The 13,913-nt window shown below is 42.2% G+C and carries 14 protein-coding genes; 3 read left to right on the top strand and 11 right to left on the bottom strand.

What is annotated here, in order from left to right; all coding sequences use genetic code 11:
- Together glpK and CDH51_RS14110 are read left to right on the top strand one after the other, a co-directional pair.
- Window positions 1-1,500 (top strand): glycerol kinase GlpK, encoded by a 1,500-nt coding sequence (glpK, locus tag CDH51_RS14115; protein ID WP_100629143.1) that lies wholly within the window; start codon window positions 1-3, stop codon window positions 1,498-1,500.
- Window positions 1,501-2,235, top strand: coding sequence for an MIP/aquaporin family protein (locus CDH51_RS14110; RefSeq protein ID WP_100629142.1), 735 nt, complete (start codon window positions 1,501-1,503; stop codon window positions 2,233-2,235).
- A 47-nt stretch (window positions 2,236-2,282) separates the two neighbouring features.
- Here the strand turns inward: CDH51_RS14110 and CDH51_RS14105 are convergent, their stop codons facing one another.
- The 4 genes from CDH51_RS14105 to CDH51_RS14090 form a co-directional block, all read right to left on the bottom strand.
- The gene (locus CDH51_RS14105; RefSeq protein ID WP_232724818.1) at window positions 2,283-2,786 is read right to left on the bottom strand and encodes a Dps family protein; all 504 of its coding nucleotides are present in this window, start codon (window positions 2,784-2,786) and stop codon (window positions 2,283-2,285) included.
- Window positions 2,787-3,002: 216 nt separating this feature from the next.
- Window positions 3,003-3,917: a mechanosensitive ion channel family protein gene (locus tag CDH51_RS14100; RefSeq protein WP_100629141.1), complete on the bottom strand. Its 915-nt coding sequence runs from the start codon at window positions 3,915-3,917 to the stop codon at window positions 3,003-3,005.
- A gap of 122 nt (window positions 3,918-4,039) precedes the next feature.
- Entirely contained in the window at window positions 4,040-4,468 is a 429-nt protein-coding gene (locus CDH51_RS14095) for a sll1863 family stress response protein (protein WP_100629140.1), read from the bottom strand.
- 41 nt (window positions 4,469-4,509) lie between these two features.
- Window positions 4,510-4,704: a CsbD family protein gene (locus CDH51_RS14090; RefSeq protein ID WP_100629139.1), complete on the bottom strand. Its 195-nt coding sequence runs from the start codon at window positions 4,702-4,704 to the stop codon at window positions 4,510-4,512.
- A 252-nt stretch (window positions 4,705-4,956) separates the two neighbouring features.
- Between CDH51_RS14090 and CDH51_RS14085 the strand changes: the two genes are divergently transcribed.
- On the top strand, window positions 4,957-5,124 hold the full coding sequence (locus CDH51_RS14085) for a DUF1328 family protein (RefSeq protein ID WP_100629138.1): 168 nt from the start codon (window positions 4,957-4,959) through the stop codon (window positions 5,122-5,124).
- 76 nt (window positions 5,125-5,200) lie between these two features.
- Here the strand turns inward: CDH51_RS14085 and CDH51_RS14080 are convergent, their stop codons facing one another.
- From CDH51_RS14080 to CDH51_RS14050, 7 genes are all read right to left on the bottom strand, one after another.
- The gene (locus CDH51_RS14080) at window positions 5,201-6,652 is read right to left on the bottom strand and encodes an ATP-binding response regulator (protein WP_100629137.1); all 1,452 of its coding nucleotides are present in this window, start codon (window positions 6,650-6,652) and stop codon (window positions 5,201-5,203) included.
- Window positions 6,652-7,104, bottom strand: coding sequence for a response regulator (locus tag CDH51_RS14075; protein WP_100629136.1), 453 nt, complete (start codon window positions 7,102-7,104; stop codon window positions 6,652-6,654). The genes CDH51_RS14080 and CDH51_RS14075 overlap by 1 nt, the downstream gene beginning before the upstream one ends.
- Entirely contained in the window at window positions 7,097-8,944 is a 1,848-nt protein-coding gene (locus CDH51_RS14070) for a sensor histidine kinase (RefSeq protein WP_100629135.1), read from the bottom strand. The genes CDH51_RS14075 and CDH51_RS14070 overlap by 8 nt, the downstream gene beginning before the upstream one ends.
- 24 nt (window positions 8,945-8,968) lie before the next feature.
- Entirely contained in the window at window positions 8,969-10,348 is a 1,380-nt protein-coding gene (locus tag CDH51_RS14065; protein WP_100629134.1) for a sigma-54-dependent transcriptional regulator, read from the bottom strand.
- 23 nt (window positions 10,349-10,371) lie between these two features.
- Complete coding sequence (locus CDH51_RS14060; RefSeq protein ID WP_100629133.1) at window positions 10,372-10,713, bottom strand: response regulator; 342 nt, start codon at window positions 10,711-10,713, stop codon at window positions 10,372-10,374.
- A 199-nt stretch (window positions 10,714-10,912) separates the two neighbouring features.
- On the bottom strand, window positions 10,913-12,196 hold the full coding sequence (locus CDH51_RS14055; protein WP_100629132.1) for an amidohydrolase: 1,284 nt from the start codon (window positions 12,194-12,196) through the stop codon (window positions 10,913-10,915).
- A 26-nt stretch (window positions 12,197-12,222) separates the two neighbouring features.
- On the bottom strand, window positions 12,223-13,905 hold the full coding sequence (locus CDH51_RS14050; RefSeq protein ID WP_100629131.1) for a DUF885 family protein: 1,683 nt from the start codon (window positions 13,903-13,905) through the stop codon (window positions 12,223-12,225).
- Window positions 13,906-13,913 lie beyond the last annotated feature (8 nt).

The raw sequence follows: 13,913 nt of genomic DNA, 5'->3' as shown, positions 1-13,913 counted from the left end.
ATGACCCAAACAAAACCATACATCATGGCCTTGGACCAAGGTACGACGAGTTCGAGAGCCATCATTTTTGACAAGCAAGGGCAAATCGTCTCGGTCGCCCAAAAAGAGTTTAAACAACATTTTCCCAAACAAGGCTGGGTCGAACATAACCCTGAGGAAATCTGGACTTCGCAGTCTTCGGTAATGATTGAGTCCTTGGTCAATAAAGGAATCTCAGTCGATCAAGTAGCCGCTATCGGCATCACCAATCAGCGGGAGACCACTATCGTTTGGGACCGAAAAAGCGGCAAGCCCATCTTCAACGCCATAGTCTGGCAGGATAGGCGTACGGCTGCTTTTTGTGATGGCTTAAAGGAAAAGGGTCACTCCGAAATGATCGCTTCTAAAACAGGTTTGATTATCGATGCCTATTTCTCAGCCACCAAAATCCGCTGGATATTGGAAAATATTGAGGGTGCCAGAAAGAAAGCCGAAGCAGGGGAATTGGCATTTGGAACGGTAGACTCCTGGTTGGTCTGGAATCTCACCAAAGGCGAAAAACACCTGACCGACATTACGAATGCCAGTCGGACCATGCTATTCAATATTCACACACAGGAATGGGATCAGGAGCTTTTGGACCTATTTGGAATTCCGCAGTCCATGCTTCCCGAAGTGAAAACTTGCTCTGAAGTGTACTGCGAGACGGCTGGAGATGTGTTGCGGAGCAAAATTCCCATTGCAGGTATCGCCGGAGATCAGCAAGCAGCTTTGTTTGGACAACTTTGTACTGAGCCCGGAATGGCTAAAACCACCTATGGCACTGGTTGCTTTTTGGTCATGAATACAGGTAAAGAGGCTGTCAGATCTAAAAATCAACTTTTGACAACCGTCGCCTGGAAAATCGGAGATGAGATCAATTATGCTTTGGAAGGGTCTGTCTTTATTGGTGGAGCCGCTATTCAGTGGCTTCGGGATGGGATCGAATTATTTGGTCATGCTAAAGAATCCGAGGATCTAGCGATGAGTTTGCCGGATAATGAAGGCGTTTACTTCGTTCCTGCTTTGGCAGGTTTAGGGGCTCCACATTGGGACCAGGATGCCCGGGGAGCATTTTTTGGAATTACCAGAGGAACAACCATTGCGCATTTTACACGGGCTGCTCTGGAAGCCATTGCCTATCAAGTCTACGATGTACTGAAAGCAATGGAAAAAGACGCTGGAGAAAAAACCAAAGAACTTCGGGTAGATGGCGGTGCTACAGCCAATAATTTTTTGATGCAGTTTCAGTCTGATTTGCTAGATTGTGAGATTAAACGCCCTCAAATCATCGAAACTACGGCGATTGGGGCAGCTTTTCTGGCTGGCTTGGCAGTTGGTTTTTGGAAGGATCAATCAGAAATCCAAGGTCTATGGGAAGCTGACAAAAGTTTCGAGCCGGAAATGGATTCAGAAAAGCGAGATAAGCTTATTCACTTTTGGCACAAAGCAGTCGAACGATCTAAAAACTGGGTAGAATAAATGAATCCATACGTAGCAGAAATAATCGGAACAGGCCTGCTTTTACTGCTAGGCTCAGGGGTAGTTGCCAATGTTGTTCTACCTCAAACTAAAGGAAATAATGCCGGTTGGTTGGTCATCACTACCGCTTGGGCTTTATCAGTTTTCACAGGAGTAGTCGTTGCTGGCCCGTATAGTGGGGCTCATCTAAATCCAGCTGTAACAGTGGGCCTAGCGTTGGCAGGAAAATTTGACTGGGCTATGGCTCCCGGCTATATCGGAGCTCAGGTTTTGGGAGCTGGTATAGGGGCATTTCTCTCGTGGTTGATCCATATCGACCACTTTAAGGCCACCCAAGACCCTGGAGAGATTGCTGCTCCATTTGGAACAAGCCCAGCTATTCGGAATCTGCCAAATAATTTTATTTCTGAGGTCATCGGGACATTCGTGCTGGTGTTTGTAATTCTTTACATTACCGGAGCCAAAATTGAGGACGCATCCGAAACTCCGATTGGCTTGGGTTCGGTGGGAGCGCTACCAGTCGCTTTTCTTGTATGGGTAATTGGTATGTCCCTTGGCGGCACTACAGGCTATGCCATCAACCCTGCCCGTGATTTAGGACCTCGAATAATTCATCAAATTTTACCAATTAAAGGAAAAGGATCCTCAGACTGGAGTTATGCCTGGGTTCCGATTTTAGGCCCCATCGCGGGAGCAGCTCTCGCCGCAGGACTTTTCTATTTAGTAGGATATTAAAAAAAATGGCCATCAAATCTGATGGCCATTTTTCTTTTTAGGATTGTTTATTTCTTGTACATGGTAAACATCCACATTCTTTTTTCTAGATCTGCTACAAAATTGGTTAGCATATCTTCTGTGACTATGTCTCCAATTTCACCTGCTAGTTGAGCCACTTTTCTGTGGGAAGTGGACAAGACACCGAGACCTTTGATTACCTGCTCTACGGTTTCTTCTTCACCACTCACATCTGTGACCTCTTTGTGGATACTTTGTGATAAATATTTGGAATAGGAATGCAAGGGCTTATACCCAATGGTAATAATTCTCTCAGCTAGATCATCAATATTCTGATACAATTGAGTGTATAGCTCTTCGAATTTCTCATGCAGAATAAAGAAATCTGCACCTTTTACATTCCAATGAAAACCTCTTACATTTTGGTAAAACACATGATAGTCTGATAGTAGATCGTTCATCTGATCATTCAGATTTCGCATTTGCTTTTCATCCAAATTTAAGTGGTTTGACAATGTTGCTCTTTCAGTATTCATATTAGTAGTTGACATAATAGTTTTAATTTTTACTCCAATAAGTCCAAATCCCTTTCCAAAAAGCCCAAGAAGTGGATGATTTTATCTATCCTGTCAGAGTTAGAATATTCTTATGCAGAGCCAACTGAGACCGAAGGATATTCTATTTTACTTTTTGAAGGATTTTGTGGGATGTGGCACAATTTCCACAGCCTGTGGAAGCGCCTCTTCAAATTCGAAAAAGACTTTAGATCAATTTTGTCCACCGTCTTCCGCTGCCTGATGAATTTCCATTTCAGATAGCGTTTTTCCTCCTTTGATCCCAAAATCCAATGTTCGAATAGGGAAAGGAATGGTAATATTATTCTGGTCAAAGGATTTTTTGATCGCTTTGATTGCCTTACTTTTCATCCCGAGATAGCCAGGTTCTCCGGGGTATTCAATCCAAAACCGGACGTAAAAATTGATGGAACTACCTCCAAATTCCTCGTAGTCAAAAATCAAATCATCCTTGCGAATCAATCCTTCAAGCTTTAAAATAGCTTTGCGTACCACACTTTCTACTTCCTCTAAATCCTCAGCGTAAGAAATCCCACAGGCGATAATGATCTGCCTATGCGTAAGAGAGGAATAGTTGACAATATTGCCTTGGAGAAGTTCTTTATTTGGGATAAAAACCTCTTGCCCCTGAAAAGTCTCCATCACGGTGACACGCAGATTGGTCCGCAAGACCTTTCCCATCACATCGTTGATTTCGATCACATCGCCTATTCTATAGGGCTTTCGAAAGGCTAAAATGATACCCGAAACGAAATTGGCTGCAATATCCTGAAAGGCAAAACCTAAGGCCAGACCTACCACCCCGACACCCGCCAGTAGTGAAGTCACGGCTTTTTCAAGTCCTAAAATACCCAATATGATAAATACACCTAATCCCAAAATGGACCAGTGCACTACCGTGGATAATAGATTCTTCAAAGCAGTATTATTGGATGTCTTCGAAAAAATCTTGATCGCAATCTTACTCCCATATTTAGCAAGAAGCAGGAAAATGATAAAGGTCAACACTGCTACAATCATATTCGGAATCATAGCAATGAATCCATCGATCCAGCTTTCTACTTTCTCAAAAACAACATTGAGGGGTTTTTCTATTTCCAGTTCCATTGATATTGTATGTTTAAATTAAGTATGCTGCCAAAGTCGGCTAGTGCATCTGCCGCTTTCTCGAACAAAAAAAAGCAGGGTTGAAAGAATCAATCAACCCTGCTCAATCTAGGTAAGGTGGTTTAGTTTGAGTTTCCGCTCAATAAGCCATCTATATTTGTCTTGAAATTCTTCCACTCAGACTCAATGTCCTTTGTGGTTTTATCTACAGCTGCTTTCACATCTGTCCAAGTGTTTTTCGAGGCATTTTCCAGATCAGATAATGCTTTTTGAACCTCAGATTTCTCATCCTGCAGTTCAGCTTCCATTTTTTCAATTTCAGCTTTCAGATCTGCATCTGCTTTCTCTTTTTCTGCCTTCAGGTCAATCATTTTTTTATCGATTTCCGTCTCAAGCTCTCTTAGATCAGCCTGAAGCTCATCTCTTTCATCTTCCCAGTTTGTCTGAACTTCCAGCATCTGGTCTCTTTGTTCTTCATTCTTTGATTCTGAACAAGAAGAGATGAACAAGGCTAAAACGATAGCTCCAATAAATGTTAGTTTAGCTCTCATAGTTTTGCGGTTTTGGTGTTAAATAATTTGGTTGTTGGTAATTAGAGGCTATTGATTTCTTCCTTTATGTCATCGATAGTCTTACCGAGCTTTCTCTGTAATCTACCCAACAACTCATCCTCTTGACCTTCTTCATAAGCCAAGTCGTCTTCAGTCAAGGAAGCATATTTCTGTTTTAGCTTTCCTTTTATTTCTTTCCAAGATCCTTCTATTCTAAATTGTGTGTCAGTCTTCATAATTTATATTTTTTGGTTCAAATTGATTTGCCTCTATTAGTCCAATGACTGTACCAAGGCCAAAATCAGCCTGCAAATAGGCAATTCAAGGATTCAAGCGATGGGGAATTGGGGAATCTGTTCCATTTTTGTAGGATATTTTCCACACAATTATTATCCAAGTGCCGTTTCTAGGCTCATTTCGATTGTTTTAACGGATGGCACCTTTTTTCCATTAGATATGGAAACTTCATTCACTTAAAACAAAAACTTATGTTACGTTGGGCACTAGGATTCTTTATTGTGGCGATTATCGCTGCAATTTTTGGGTTTGGCGGAATCGCTGCGGGAGCTGCTTCCATCGCCAAAATCTTATTTTTCATTTTCATTGTGATGTTTGTACTCACATTGATATTCGGAAATCGGGTCTTTGGCAAATAGCAGGCTGAAAAAATAGATTGTGATTAAATCCCTTTTAATGGTTTTTTGAATTAAAGGTTACCTGAGGTAGCCTTTTTTACATTTCAGGCAAAGGAAACTCTATCTCGAAGACCGTGCCCTCTCCTACAGTACTTTTTACCTCAATCAAGGCATTATGACTTGAAAGAATATTGAGTGTGGAAGTAAGTCCCAGTCCTGTACCGTTTGATTTTTGAGTGAAAAAAGGATCAAATATTTTTTTCAAATCCTCTTTGGCTATCCCTCCTCCATTATCTGCAATTCGGAGAAAAATTGAATTTTGTCGAGAGCTGACCGAAACCTGAAGCAATCCATCGGAATGTTCGATTGCTTCGATCCCATTGATAAAAATATTCACCAGAGCGATAGAAAGCTTTTCAGTGTCTACATAGAGTCGAGGAAGACCTTTCTCCAGACTTTGCTCAATGCGGATATCTTTAAGTTTGGCTCTATCCTGTACCAAAGTCATTACTTCCTCCACAATCACATCAAGTGAAACAAGCTCTAGCTGCAGCTCTTTGGGCTTGGAAGAACTGAGCAAGTCTCCAATCAATGATTCGATTCGGTTGGAGCTTCTTTGGATAATTTGGGTGTAGGTGGAAAGGGTCTCATCAGATTGATTCACCTCGTCTTGCAAACTGTCTAAAGCTAGATTCAGATTTGTCAGTGGGTTCCTGATTTCGTGAGCAATAGTTCGGGCAAGTTTTCCGGTCATCGATAGTTTCTCTGCCATCATCATGTCAGCCTCGGCCTTTTTAGACAATGTCAAATCCCGAATAATCCCCTGGTAGCAGCAGTTTTCATCATCCTGATCAGGAATGAAAATACAGTTGAAAAGACATATTTTTTCTTCTCCTGGCTTGGTCACGAGCCTCGCCTCAAAATCCTTGATCACTCCATGCTCTTTGAGTTGACTGATGCAAAAATCATAATCATCAGAGTCTGCAAAGAGTTTTTGGAGCTCAAATCGATTTAAATCTCCCTCCTGAAAGCCGAATAAATTTAAAAATGACTCATTCTGCTCCAGAAACTCCAACCGGATATTGGCAAGGAAAATACTATCGAAGGATCGCTCAAAAAGTGAACGATAGCGCTTCTCCTTTTCATCCAATTCTCGAATAGTTTCTCCCTGACGGATAGAATAGCGAATCGAACGCTCCAAAATATCTGGTGTCAGGTCTCCCTTCACCAAATAATCAAACGCGCCTGCGGTACTCGCATCTATGTCGATTTGGGAGTCATTTCTGCCTGTCAAAAGGATAGCTGGTGTAAATACGCCTTGCTTTTGGATAAAATCGATCAGATTCAGACCAGTCTCTTTTCCGAGATAGAAATCAATCAAAAACAAATCAAAAGAACCGTTCAGGATTTTTTCCTTGCCTTTGTTGTAGTCAGGCTCCCAATCAAGCTTGATTTCAAAATTATGGATATCAGACAGATAGTCTTTAATCAAAAAGGCATCATCCTCATCATCTTCAATCAGCAATATGGATACTTGCTGTAAGGCCATTAGACATTGTTTTTTGGAAGAGAGACCGTACCTAGCCAATAATTACTAATTTCTCGGGTGACTTCGACCAAGTCATGAAAATTTACCGGCTTGGAAATAAAAGAGTTCACCCCCAAATCATAACATTCAATTACATCAGAGTCTGCCCTAGAGGTAGTGAGCACTACAATGGGTATTTTTTTCAACACGGGATCGGCCTTTACGAGTTTTAAGGCCTCTCTCCCGTCCATTTTGGGCATATTCAAATCCAAAAGGATTAAGCCGGGAGTGACACAATCCTTACCTTCGAATTTTCCTTTTTTTGTTAAAAACTCGATTAGCTCCTCTCCATTTTCAACAAAACAAACGGCATTGGAAATGTTATTTTCTCGAAGAGCTTCTTGTAGGAGAACCTGATCATCGTGATCATCATCTGCCATCAGAATGCTGACTTTGCTATCAATTTTATTCATGGTGCTCCGGGTTTCCCGCTTGTTTATTCAATGGAAATATAACTATAAAATCCGACCCAATTCCTTCTTCGCTTTCTACACGAATGGCTCCTCCGTGATGCAGGATGATTTTTTTACAAATTGCCAAGCCTATTCCTGTGCCTTCAAATTCATTTTTCCCATGCAGTCGCTGAAAAACATTGAAAATTTGATCCTTGTAGCGTTCATTGAACCCTATCCCATTATCTGACACTGTGATTTGGACATAGTTGTCGTAGCGAGGGCTAGTTTTAAAATCTTTAGAAGCCTCCACTGCACTGATTATCTTACCACTTACTCTTATCAGAGGTGGAAGGTCTTTTTTGCTAAACTTGAGGCCATTGCTCACTAAGTTTTGGAACAAACGTTGGACCTGACTTTTGACACCCAAGACATCCGGAAGTCCTTCGATCTCTAATTTGGCCTTTGTCCTCGCAATCTGATCAAAAAGGTCTTCTTGGATTTCCTCAAAAACCTCTTTCATGTTTACCATTCCAGGCAGCTCACTGCTGCGGGTAATCCTGGAAAAGGCAAGTAAATCCTCGATCAGATTTTGCATTCGCTTCGCCGCAACCTGCATCCGATCAATGTAATTTTGCCCCGTTTCATCCAATTGATCCCGATACTTGGTGATTAGTCTATCACCGAACGAACGAATCTTACGAAGAGGCTCCTGCAAATCGTGTGAGGCTACGTAAGCAAACTGCTCCAAATCTTCGTTGGATCTTTTGAGCTCCTGTGTGTAATTGGCCAATTTGATTCCGGTAGCTTTATCTTCTGTGATATCTGAAAAGGTAACGACAAACCCGTCTTCAAATTTGGTTGCTAGGATTTTAAACCAGACATATTTTCCATCCAGCAGGTATTCTATTTCTGTTTTGAAGTCTTCCCCCGACTCGACTACCTTACTGTACTCTTCATACAAAAAGCCCTTATTTCCAGGAAAAAGATCCAATAACCGCTGACCGAGTATCTCCGATTCACTTCGATTGGTGATAAGGAATGCAGCTCTATTTGCTAAAACAAGTTGAAAATCTTCGATTTCTCCAGCTGTATTTCGAATAGAGCGATAGGCCATGATCCCATCACGGGAGCTATCCAAGACATTTCGGAGCAAATCACTGACCTGTTTGGTCTGCTCAGTTGCTTTTTTCAAATCCTCAAGAGCCTCGGTAAGATTTTTAGACTTTTTATCCCGCTGCTCCAATAGCAATACTGCCCGTGTGAATAAGAGCAAAACTCCTCCAAAGGCGATCAAGGCAACAACCAGTAAGTTGATCGGAGTTACTTTTTTAAAAGCCCCTTCTTCCTGCTCTTCTTCTTGAGCCTCATTTCGACTCAGGATGTTTATGTCCTCTGCGATACTTCTGACTAAATCCATATTAGCCTTGCCTTGACTAAGCAAGGTAAGCTCCTCTGAACTGAGTCGAGAGCCTTTTTCCTGAACCTCTTGGAGGATTTGTTCAATGATAGCGAGTTGGGAATCAATCGCCTTTCGAAATTCATCGACTTTGGTCAATAAATCTGCATGGCCGACCGATAGGCTATCCAATTGATCAAGCTTGAGAGGGAGCTCTTTTTTGGCTTCATAATAAGGCTCCAAATATTGTTCATCATTGCTAAGCTGATAGCCACGGTGTCCAGTCTCTGCATCTTTGATCAATGATAATATTTGAGTAGTCAATTGTAGGGTATGATTGGCCTCTCTTACCTTATCTACTGAACTGATGTAGTTGTTGAGGTTCCAATAGGTCCAAATGCATAAGATGATCAAAAGACCAATAATCAAAGAAAAAAGAATCCTGAGACTGTTTAGATTCATTAGAAAAGGGGATGAAGAAACAAATCAATAGTCTTTGATATTGTATTGCTTCAATTTATTGTAGAGTGTTTTTCGATCTATTTCCAAGAGCTCAGCGGCTTTGGATTTATTATATCTGCTCGCTTCCAAGGCATTAATAATGGCTTCTTTTTCTGCTTCTTCGGATGCAGCTTTTAAAGAAAGCCCGTCGTCATTAGAATTTGTTTTGTTCACCAATTTGGGTTTTGTGATCTCATCCGGGAGAGACTTCGCTTCAACTTGATCTCCCTGAGTCAACAATACAGAGCGTTTGACCACATTATTCAATTCTCTTAGGTTTCCATGCCACTGATAGTCCAAAAAGTGTCTGACTACTTCTTCAGAAAAGCCTTTGACTGATTTTTTCAGTGACTGATTTGCTAAGTTTAGAAAGTGTTCAGCAAAAGTCATGATATCATTTTTCCTGTCTCTCAAAGGGAGAAGAGTAATTTTAAATTCATTTATTCTATGATATAAATCTTCTCTAAAATCTCCATTTTGGATAGCTTCCGTCAGGTTTTCATTGGTTGCCGCGATGATTCTTACATCAATTGGAATATCCTTTTGTCCTCCAATTCTTTTGATTTTTCGCTCTTGAATGACTCGAAGCAGCTTGACTTGATTTTCGTAGCTAAGGTTTCCTATTTCATCCAAAAATATGGTGCCCCCTTTAGCCATCTCAAAGCTCCCCGGCTTATCAGCAATGGCTCCTGTAAAAGACCCTTTCATGTGACCAAACAATTCAGAGCCCGCCAACTCCTTGGGTAATGCACCGCAGTCGATTGCTATGAAGGGTTTATCCGCACGTTCACTTTTTTGATGAATGGAGTTTGCAATAAATTCTTTTCCTGTACCAGTTTCACCGATTATCAATACGGACATATCGGTCGGACCAATGAGATTAACATGTTCCTGGACAGTTTGGGAGGCCTTGCTCGTGCCTTGGATAAATGCTGAGTTTTTGGAACCTTCAGATGTCTTCTCAGGGACCGATTTTCCTGATCTGACCTGAAGCTTGTCTTGGTTTTTGGAAATGGTTTCCTTGACAGTGACCAGCAGTTCATCCGGATACAAGGGCTTGGTGACGTAGTCATTCGCTCCGTATCGAAATGTCTTAACTGCTGTTTGCACATCGCTGTAACCGGTGATAATGATAACCGCAGATTCAGGGCTCAATACCTTTATCCGCTGAAGCGCCTCCACACCAGTCATATCGGGGAGCCTGTAATCACAAAGCACCAAGTCAAATTTTTCTTTGCGAAGAATGTCAAGGCCTGACTCAGCATCATAAGCCACAGAAACCCCGTAGTTTGATTTCTTCAAAAAATTAAAAAGGACTTTACACAAATCCTGATCATCGTCGATTACAAGGATATTTTGGTTCATCGGATTATAAACAGTAGTTTAATTTAAAAAGAGTCAATGATCTCTGCTATATTTTTCTTGCTAAACGGTTTGGGCAAAAAATAATCTGCCCCTTCCTTCAATACCTGACTTCGCTCAGCATCATAGGCACTGATCACAATTACTCTAGGCGTGGATTTGAATTGTTTTAAGTAATTTAACATCTCAAAACCACTTCCATCTTTCAAGTTCAGGTCCAAGAAAATCAGATCAAATTTCCCTGGTCTATATTTTTCTTTCGCCTCTGAAATACTATTGACGTATTCACTGTCTAGCCCCAAAGATTTGAGTTGTAAAGAAAGTAATTTACACAAGTCAACTTCATCATCTACTATCAGCACATTCATCCTCGATATCTTTCTTAAAATTCAAGTATTGGAAAGCCAATTCTATGCCTTTGCAAGACAAATCCCCTAGGACTGAATATCTATGATGTGTGTAGCGAATTCTACCCAACTTTTTGTGGAAATATTTCCCCAGTCATTCAAAAACAGCCCCCAATTTTCTCTCTAAATCGAATTGATTGGAAGGAGCTTTTCAGACCAATTAATTCTTTTCCATATAATCCACGGCAAAGTAGCTCAAGGCCCTAACCCCCAGCTTGAATCCACTTTCTTCGATGAAGAAATCCGGTGTATGATGCGAAGGGGTCGTCAATGGATCGCCTCCTTTTTTCATTCCGCCCAAGAAAATAAAGAAACCAGGCTTTTCCCTTTGAAAGAAACTAAAATCCTCAGCTCCGGTGACAGGTGGCATGGCGATGACATTTCCCGTTCCAGCCACCGCATCCATAGTAGGTAGCATTTGGGCGGTTAGCTCAGGTGGATTGACGGTTGATGGATAGAGTTTCCCGATGTTGACATCTGCTTTTGCTCCTGCGCTTTCCGCAATATTGGTGATGATCTCGGTGATACGCTTATGAACCAAAGCCTGTTGCTCATCGCCAAAAGTTCGGATGGTTCCGATCATTTCCACTTTTTCGGGAATGATATTATGCCGAATACCGCCGTGAATCGCCCCTACTGTAACAACAGCCGGGTTTTCAGTAATATTGACATTTCGGGAAAGGATGGTCTGCAAACCCATGATGGCCTGCGCCGAGGTAACAATCGGATCCACACTGGACCAAGGAGCGGCTCCATGCGCCTGAGTACCTGTAATAGTCACTTCCAGATTATCTACAGCGGCCATAAAAGGCCCAGATCGATAGCCGATTTTACCTGCTTCGATCTGTGCCCAGATATGCAATCCAAATATGGCATCCACATCTTCCATGACTCCTTCTTTCACCATCAATTCCGCACCCGCAATGTCCACGTCATATACACCCTCTTCGGCAGGTTGGAAAATAAACTTCACCGAACCTTTCAACTGATCCTTCATGCTAGCCATAATCTCAGCTACGCCCATCAAAATCGCAACATGCGAGTCGTGGCCACAAGCATGCATTACACCGGTTTCCTGTCCATTGTAGACTGCCGTATTTACAGATTTAAAGGGCAGATCATTTCGCTCAGTCACCGGAAGCGCATCCATATCTGCTCGTAGCGCAACCATAGGTCCCGGCTTTCCACCTCTTAAGACACCAACCACTCCTGTCACCGCGACTTCTTCAGTCACTTCCATTCCCAAAGACCGAAGATGCTCGGCTACAATTTTAGCGGTTCGGAATTCTTGATTTCCAAGCTCTGGATATTTATGAAAATCGCGACGCCACTCAATGACCTTCGATTCGATTTCTGTTGCTTTTTGATCGATTTGGCTTCGCAGAGGAGACTGCCCGTAGGCTATGCTTCCCACAAAGCATAGGAGAATTAGTAATTTTTTCATCTTTCTAATTTTTTTCAATATCAGGATTAATCCAAGAAGCGCCAGCTTGCACGGTGATTTTTATCCAAACTTTGACCAGTAACTTTTGCCCTCAAGATCTCCACCGGCATGGTGTTTTGCTGCATAATCAGATCATGAAAGGCCTTCTCCTCCATTTTACCAGAATCAACCATTTCTTCCCGCAAGGAATAAAACTCCAAAGCTCCAATCATATAAGCTATCTGATAAAGCGGACCATATCGTCCCTCAAAAGACCTTCGTACTTCTGCCTCAGCATTGGCATACTCATGCCCAACCCGATCCACCAGGAGATCAATACACTCTTGCGGCGTCATTTTCCCTAAGTGATAATTTAGAGAAAAAATGATCCGTGCACAGCGATGCATTCTCCAAAACAGCATACCCACTTTATCCTTAGCATCTCTCGGAAAGTCCCTATCCCAAAGCACAAACTCCCAATATAAAGCCCAGCCCTCGGTCCAAAATGGCGTACGGAATAAGCGTCTGTGGGTCATGTAGCGCTGATTCATAAATTGCTGCAAGTGATGACCGGGAATCAATTCGTGCTGTACAGTGGCTCGAGAAAAATGAGGGTTATTCCCTCGCATGGACATCATCTTCTCTTCATGGCTCATTTCTGAAGTTGGATAGGCGATCTGAATCACCTCTCCACCCAAAAAGAAAGGACTCACACGCTGTCGCTCTGCCGAAATCATGCTGGTTCGCCAAGTTTCCTTCGCCAGTTCGGGCACCGTGATCCAGTCATTTTCTTCCATGATTGAAGTAGCCTCCTCTGCCAATCTCACAACTTCCTCCGGCCATGCTCCTGCAGGCAAATAAGTTTCTTTGACCATCTCCAAGGCTGCCTTCCAATCATCCCCAAAACCTAGTTCATTGGAGGCTTTGAGCATCTCCTTTTCACACCATGCAAATTGCTTCTCTGCTTCGGCGATCAGCTCTTCCGGGGAGTAGGCAATCATTTCGAAAGCTAATTGATTGAGCAAGGCCTCCCTTCCGATAGGTTTGCCGATGATGCCACTTCCATCATCTTTGACAGAGTTGGTAAAATGCTCTCGCAAAGCAGATGCATAAGTTTTCAGGCTCTTGTCTAATTTTCCCCAAGGCTCAGGCATCCACCAGGTGAATTCGGGATCAAAGTCAAAATAAAATTCATAAGCCTCTCCCACGGAACGAGCCAGACGCTCAACCGCAGAAGCGGCTAGATCTGCTTTTTGCCAAGAATTGTATTTGGGGGTACTGGCCAAAAGTTTCAATTGGGCATCTACCTCATTGGCAACCTGATTCCAGTTTGCAGCCAAAGCCTTGGGATTCGGCTGCTTAGCTCTACGTCGATCAGTTACAAATTGGTGAAGGGAAGCTCCAAAATCAACTACGGATTTGACTTCATCATAGGCTCTTCGATCAAGCTTCAGTTCTGCCAATTCTTTCTCGAGATAATTTCGAAAAAGGACGTAATCAATTTTCCCATCCTCTGAAAAAGATTCATAATCTAAGCCTTGCAATTCACTCAAATACTCCTGATTGAGTTCTTGCATTCGATCAAAATACTCTTCCGATAAGGGATTGGCATAAAACCGCGCCAAAGCTCCTCGATCAGCTTGGTACGTTTGGATCATTTGGGCTAGCTCGGTAGCCTGTGCAAGGCTCAAACATAAACTAAATAGAACTGTGAAAATGATTTTTATCATATTGTTGC

Origin of the sequence: Algoriphagus formosus (assembly GCF_002807035.1) — a bacterium.
Lineage (GTDB): Bacteria > Bacteroidota > Bacteroidia > Cytophagales > Cyclobacteriaceae > Algoriphagus > Algoriphagus formosus.
The sequence above is the reverse complement of the archived record's forward strand: the minus strand, read 5'-3'. Positions and strand labels throughout refer to the sequence as shown.

Bases quoted from the DNA above. Each gene is read 5' to 3' on its own strand.
- CDH51_RS14075 (WP_100629136.1), bottom strand. From the start codon at position 7,104: ATGAATAAAATTGATAGCAAAGTCAGCATTCTGATGGCAGATGATGAT.
- CDH51_RS14095 (WP_100629140.1), bottom strand. From the start codon at position 4,468: ATGAGAGCTAAACTAACATTTATTGGAGCTATCGTTTTAGCCTTGTTC.
- CDH51_RS14050 (WP_100629131.1), bottom strand. From the start codon at position 13,905: ATGATAAAAATCATTTTCACAGTTCTATTTAGTTTATGTTTGAGCCTT.
- CDH51_RS14110 (WP_100629142.1), top strand. From the start codon at position 1,501: ATGAATCCATACGTAGCAGAAATAATCGGAACAGGCCTGCTTTTACTG.
- CDH51_RS14070 (WP_100629135.1), bottom strand. From the start codon at position 8,944: ATGAATCTAAACAGTCTCAGGATTCTTTTTTCTTTGATTATTGGTCTT.
- CDH51_RS14100 (WP_100629141.1), bottom strand. From the start codon at position 3,917: ATGGAACTGGAAATAGAAAAACCCCTCAATGTTGTTTTTGAGAAAGTA.
- CDH51_RS14105 (WP_232724818.1), bottom strand. From the start codon at position 2,786: ATGTCAACTACTAATATGAATACTGAAAGAGCAACATTGTCAAACCAC.
- CDH51_RS14065 (WP_100629134.1), bottom strand. From the start codon at position 10,348: ATGAACCAAAATATCCTTGTAATCGACGATGATCAGGATTTGTGTAAA.
- CDH51_RS14055 (WP_100629132.1), bottom strand. From the start codon at position 12,196: ATGAAAAAATTACTAATTCTCCTATGCTTTGTGGGAAGCATAGCCTAC.
- CDH51_RS14080 (WP_100629137.1), bottom strand. From the start codon at position 6,652: ATGGCCTTACAGCAAGTATCCATATTGCTGATTGAAGATGATGAGGAT.
- CDH51_RS14085 (WP_100629138.1), top strand. From the start codon at position 4,957: ATGTTACGTTGGGCACTAGGATTCTTTATTGTGGCGATTATCGCTGCA.
- CDH51_RS14090 (WP_100629139.1), bottom strand. From the start codon at position 4,704: ATGAAGACTGACACACAATTTAGAATAGAAGGATCTTGGAAAGAAATA.
- glpK (WP_100629143.1), top strand. From the start codon at position 1: ATGACCCAAACAAAACCATACATCATGGCCTTGGACCAAGGTACGACG.
- CDH51_RS14060 (WP_100629133.1), bottom strand. From the start codon at position 10,713: ATGAATGTGCTGATAGTAGATGATGAAGTTGACTTGTGTAAATTACTT.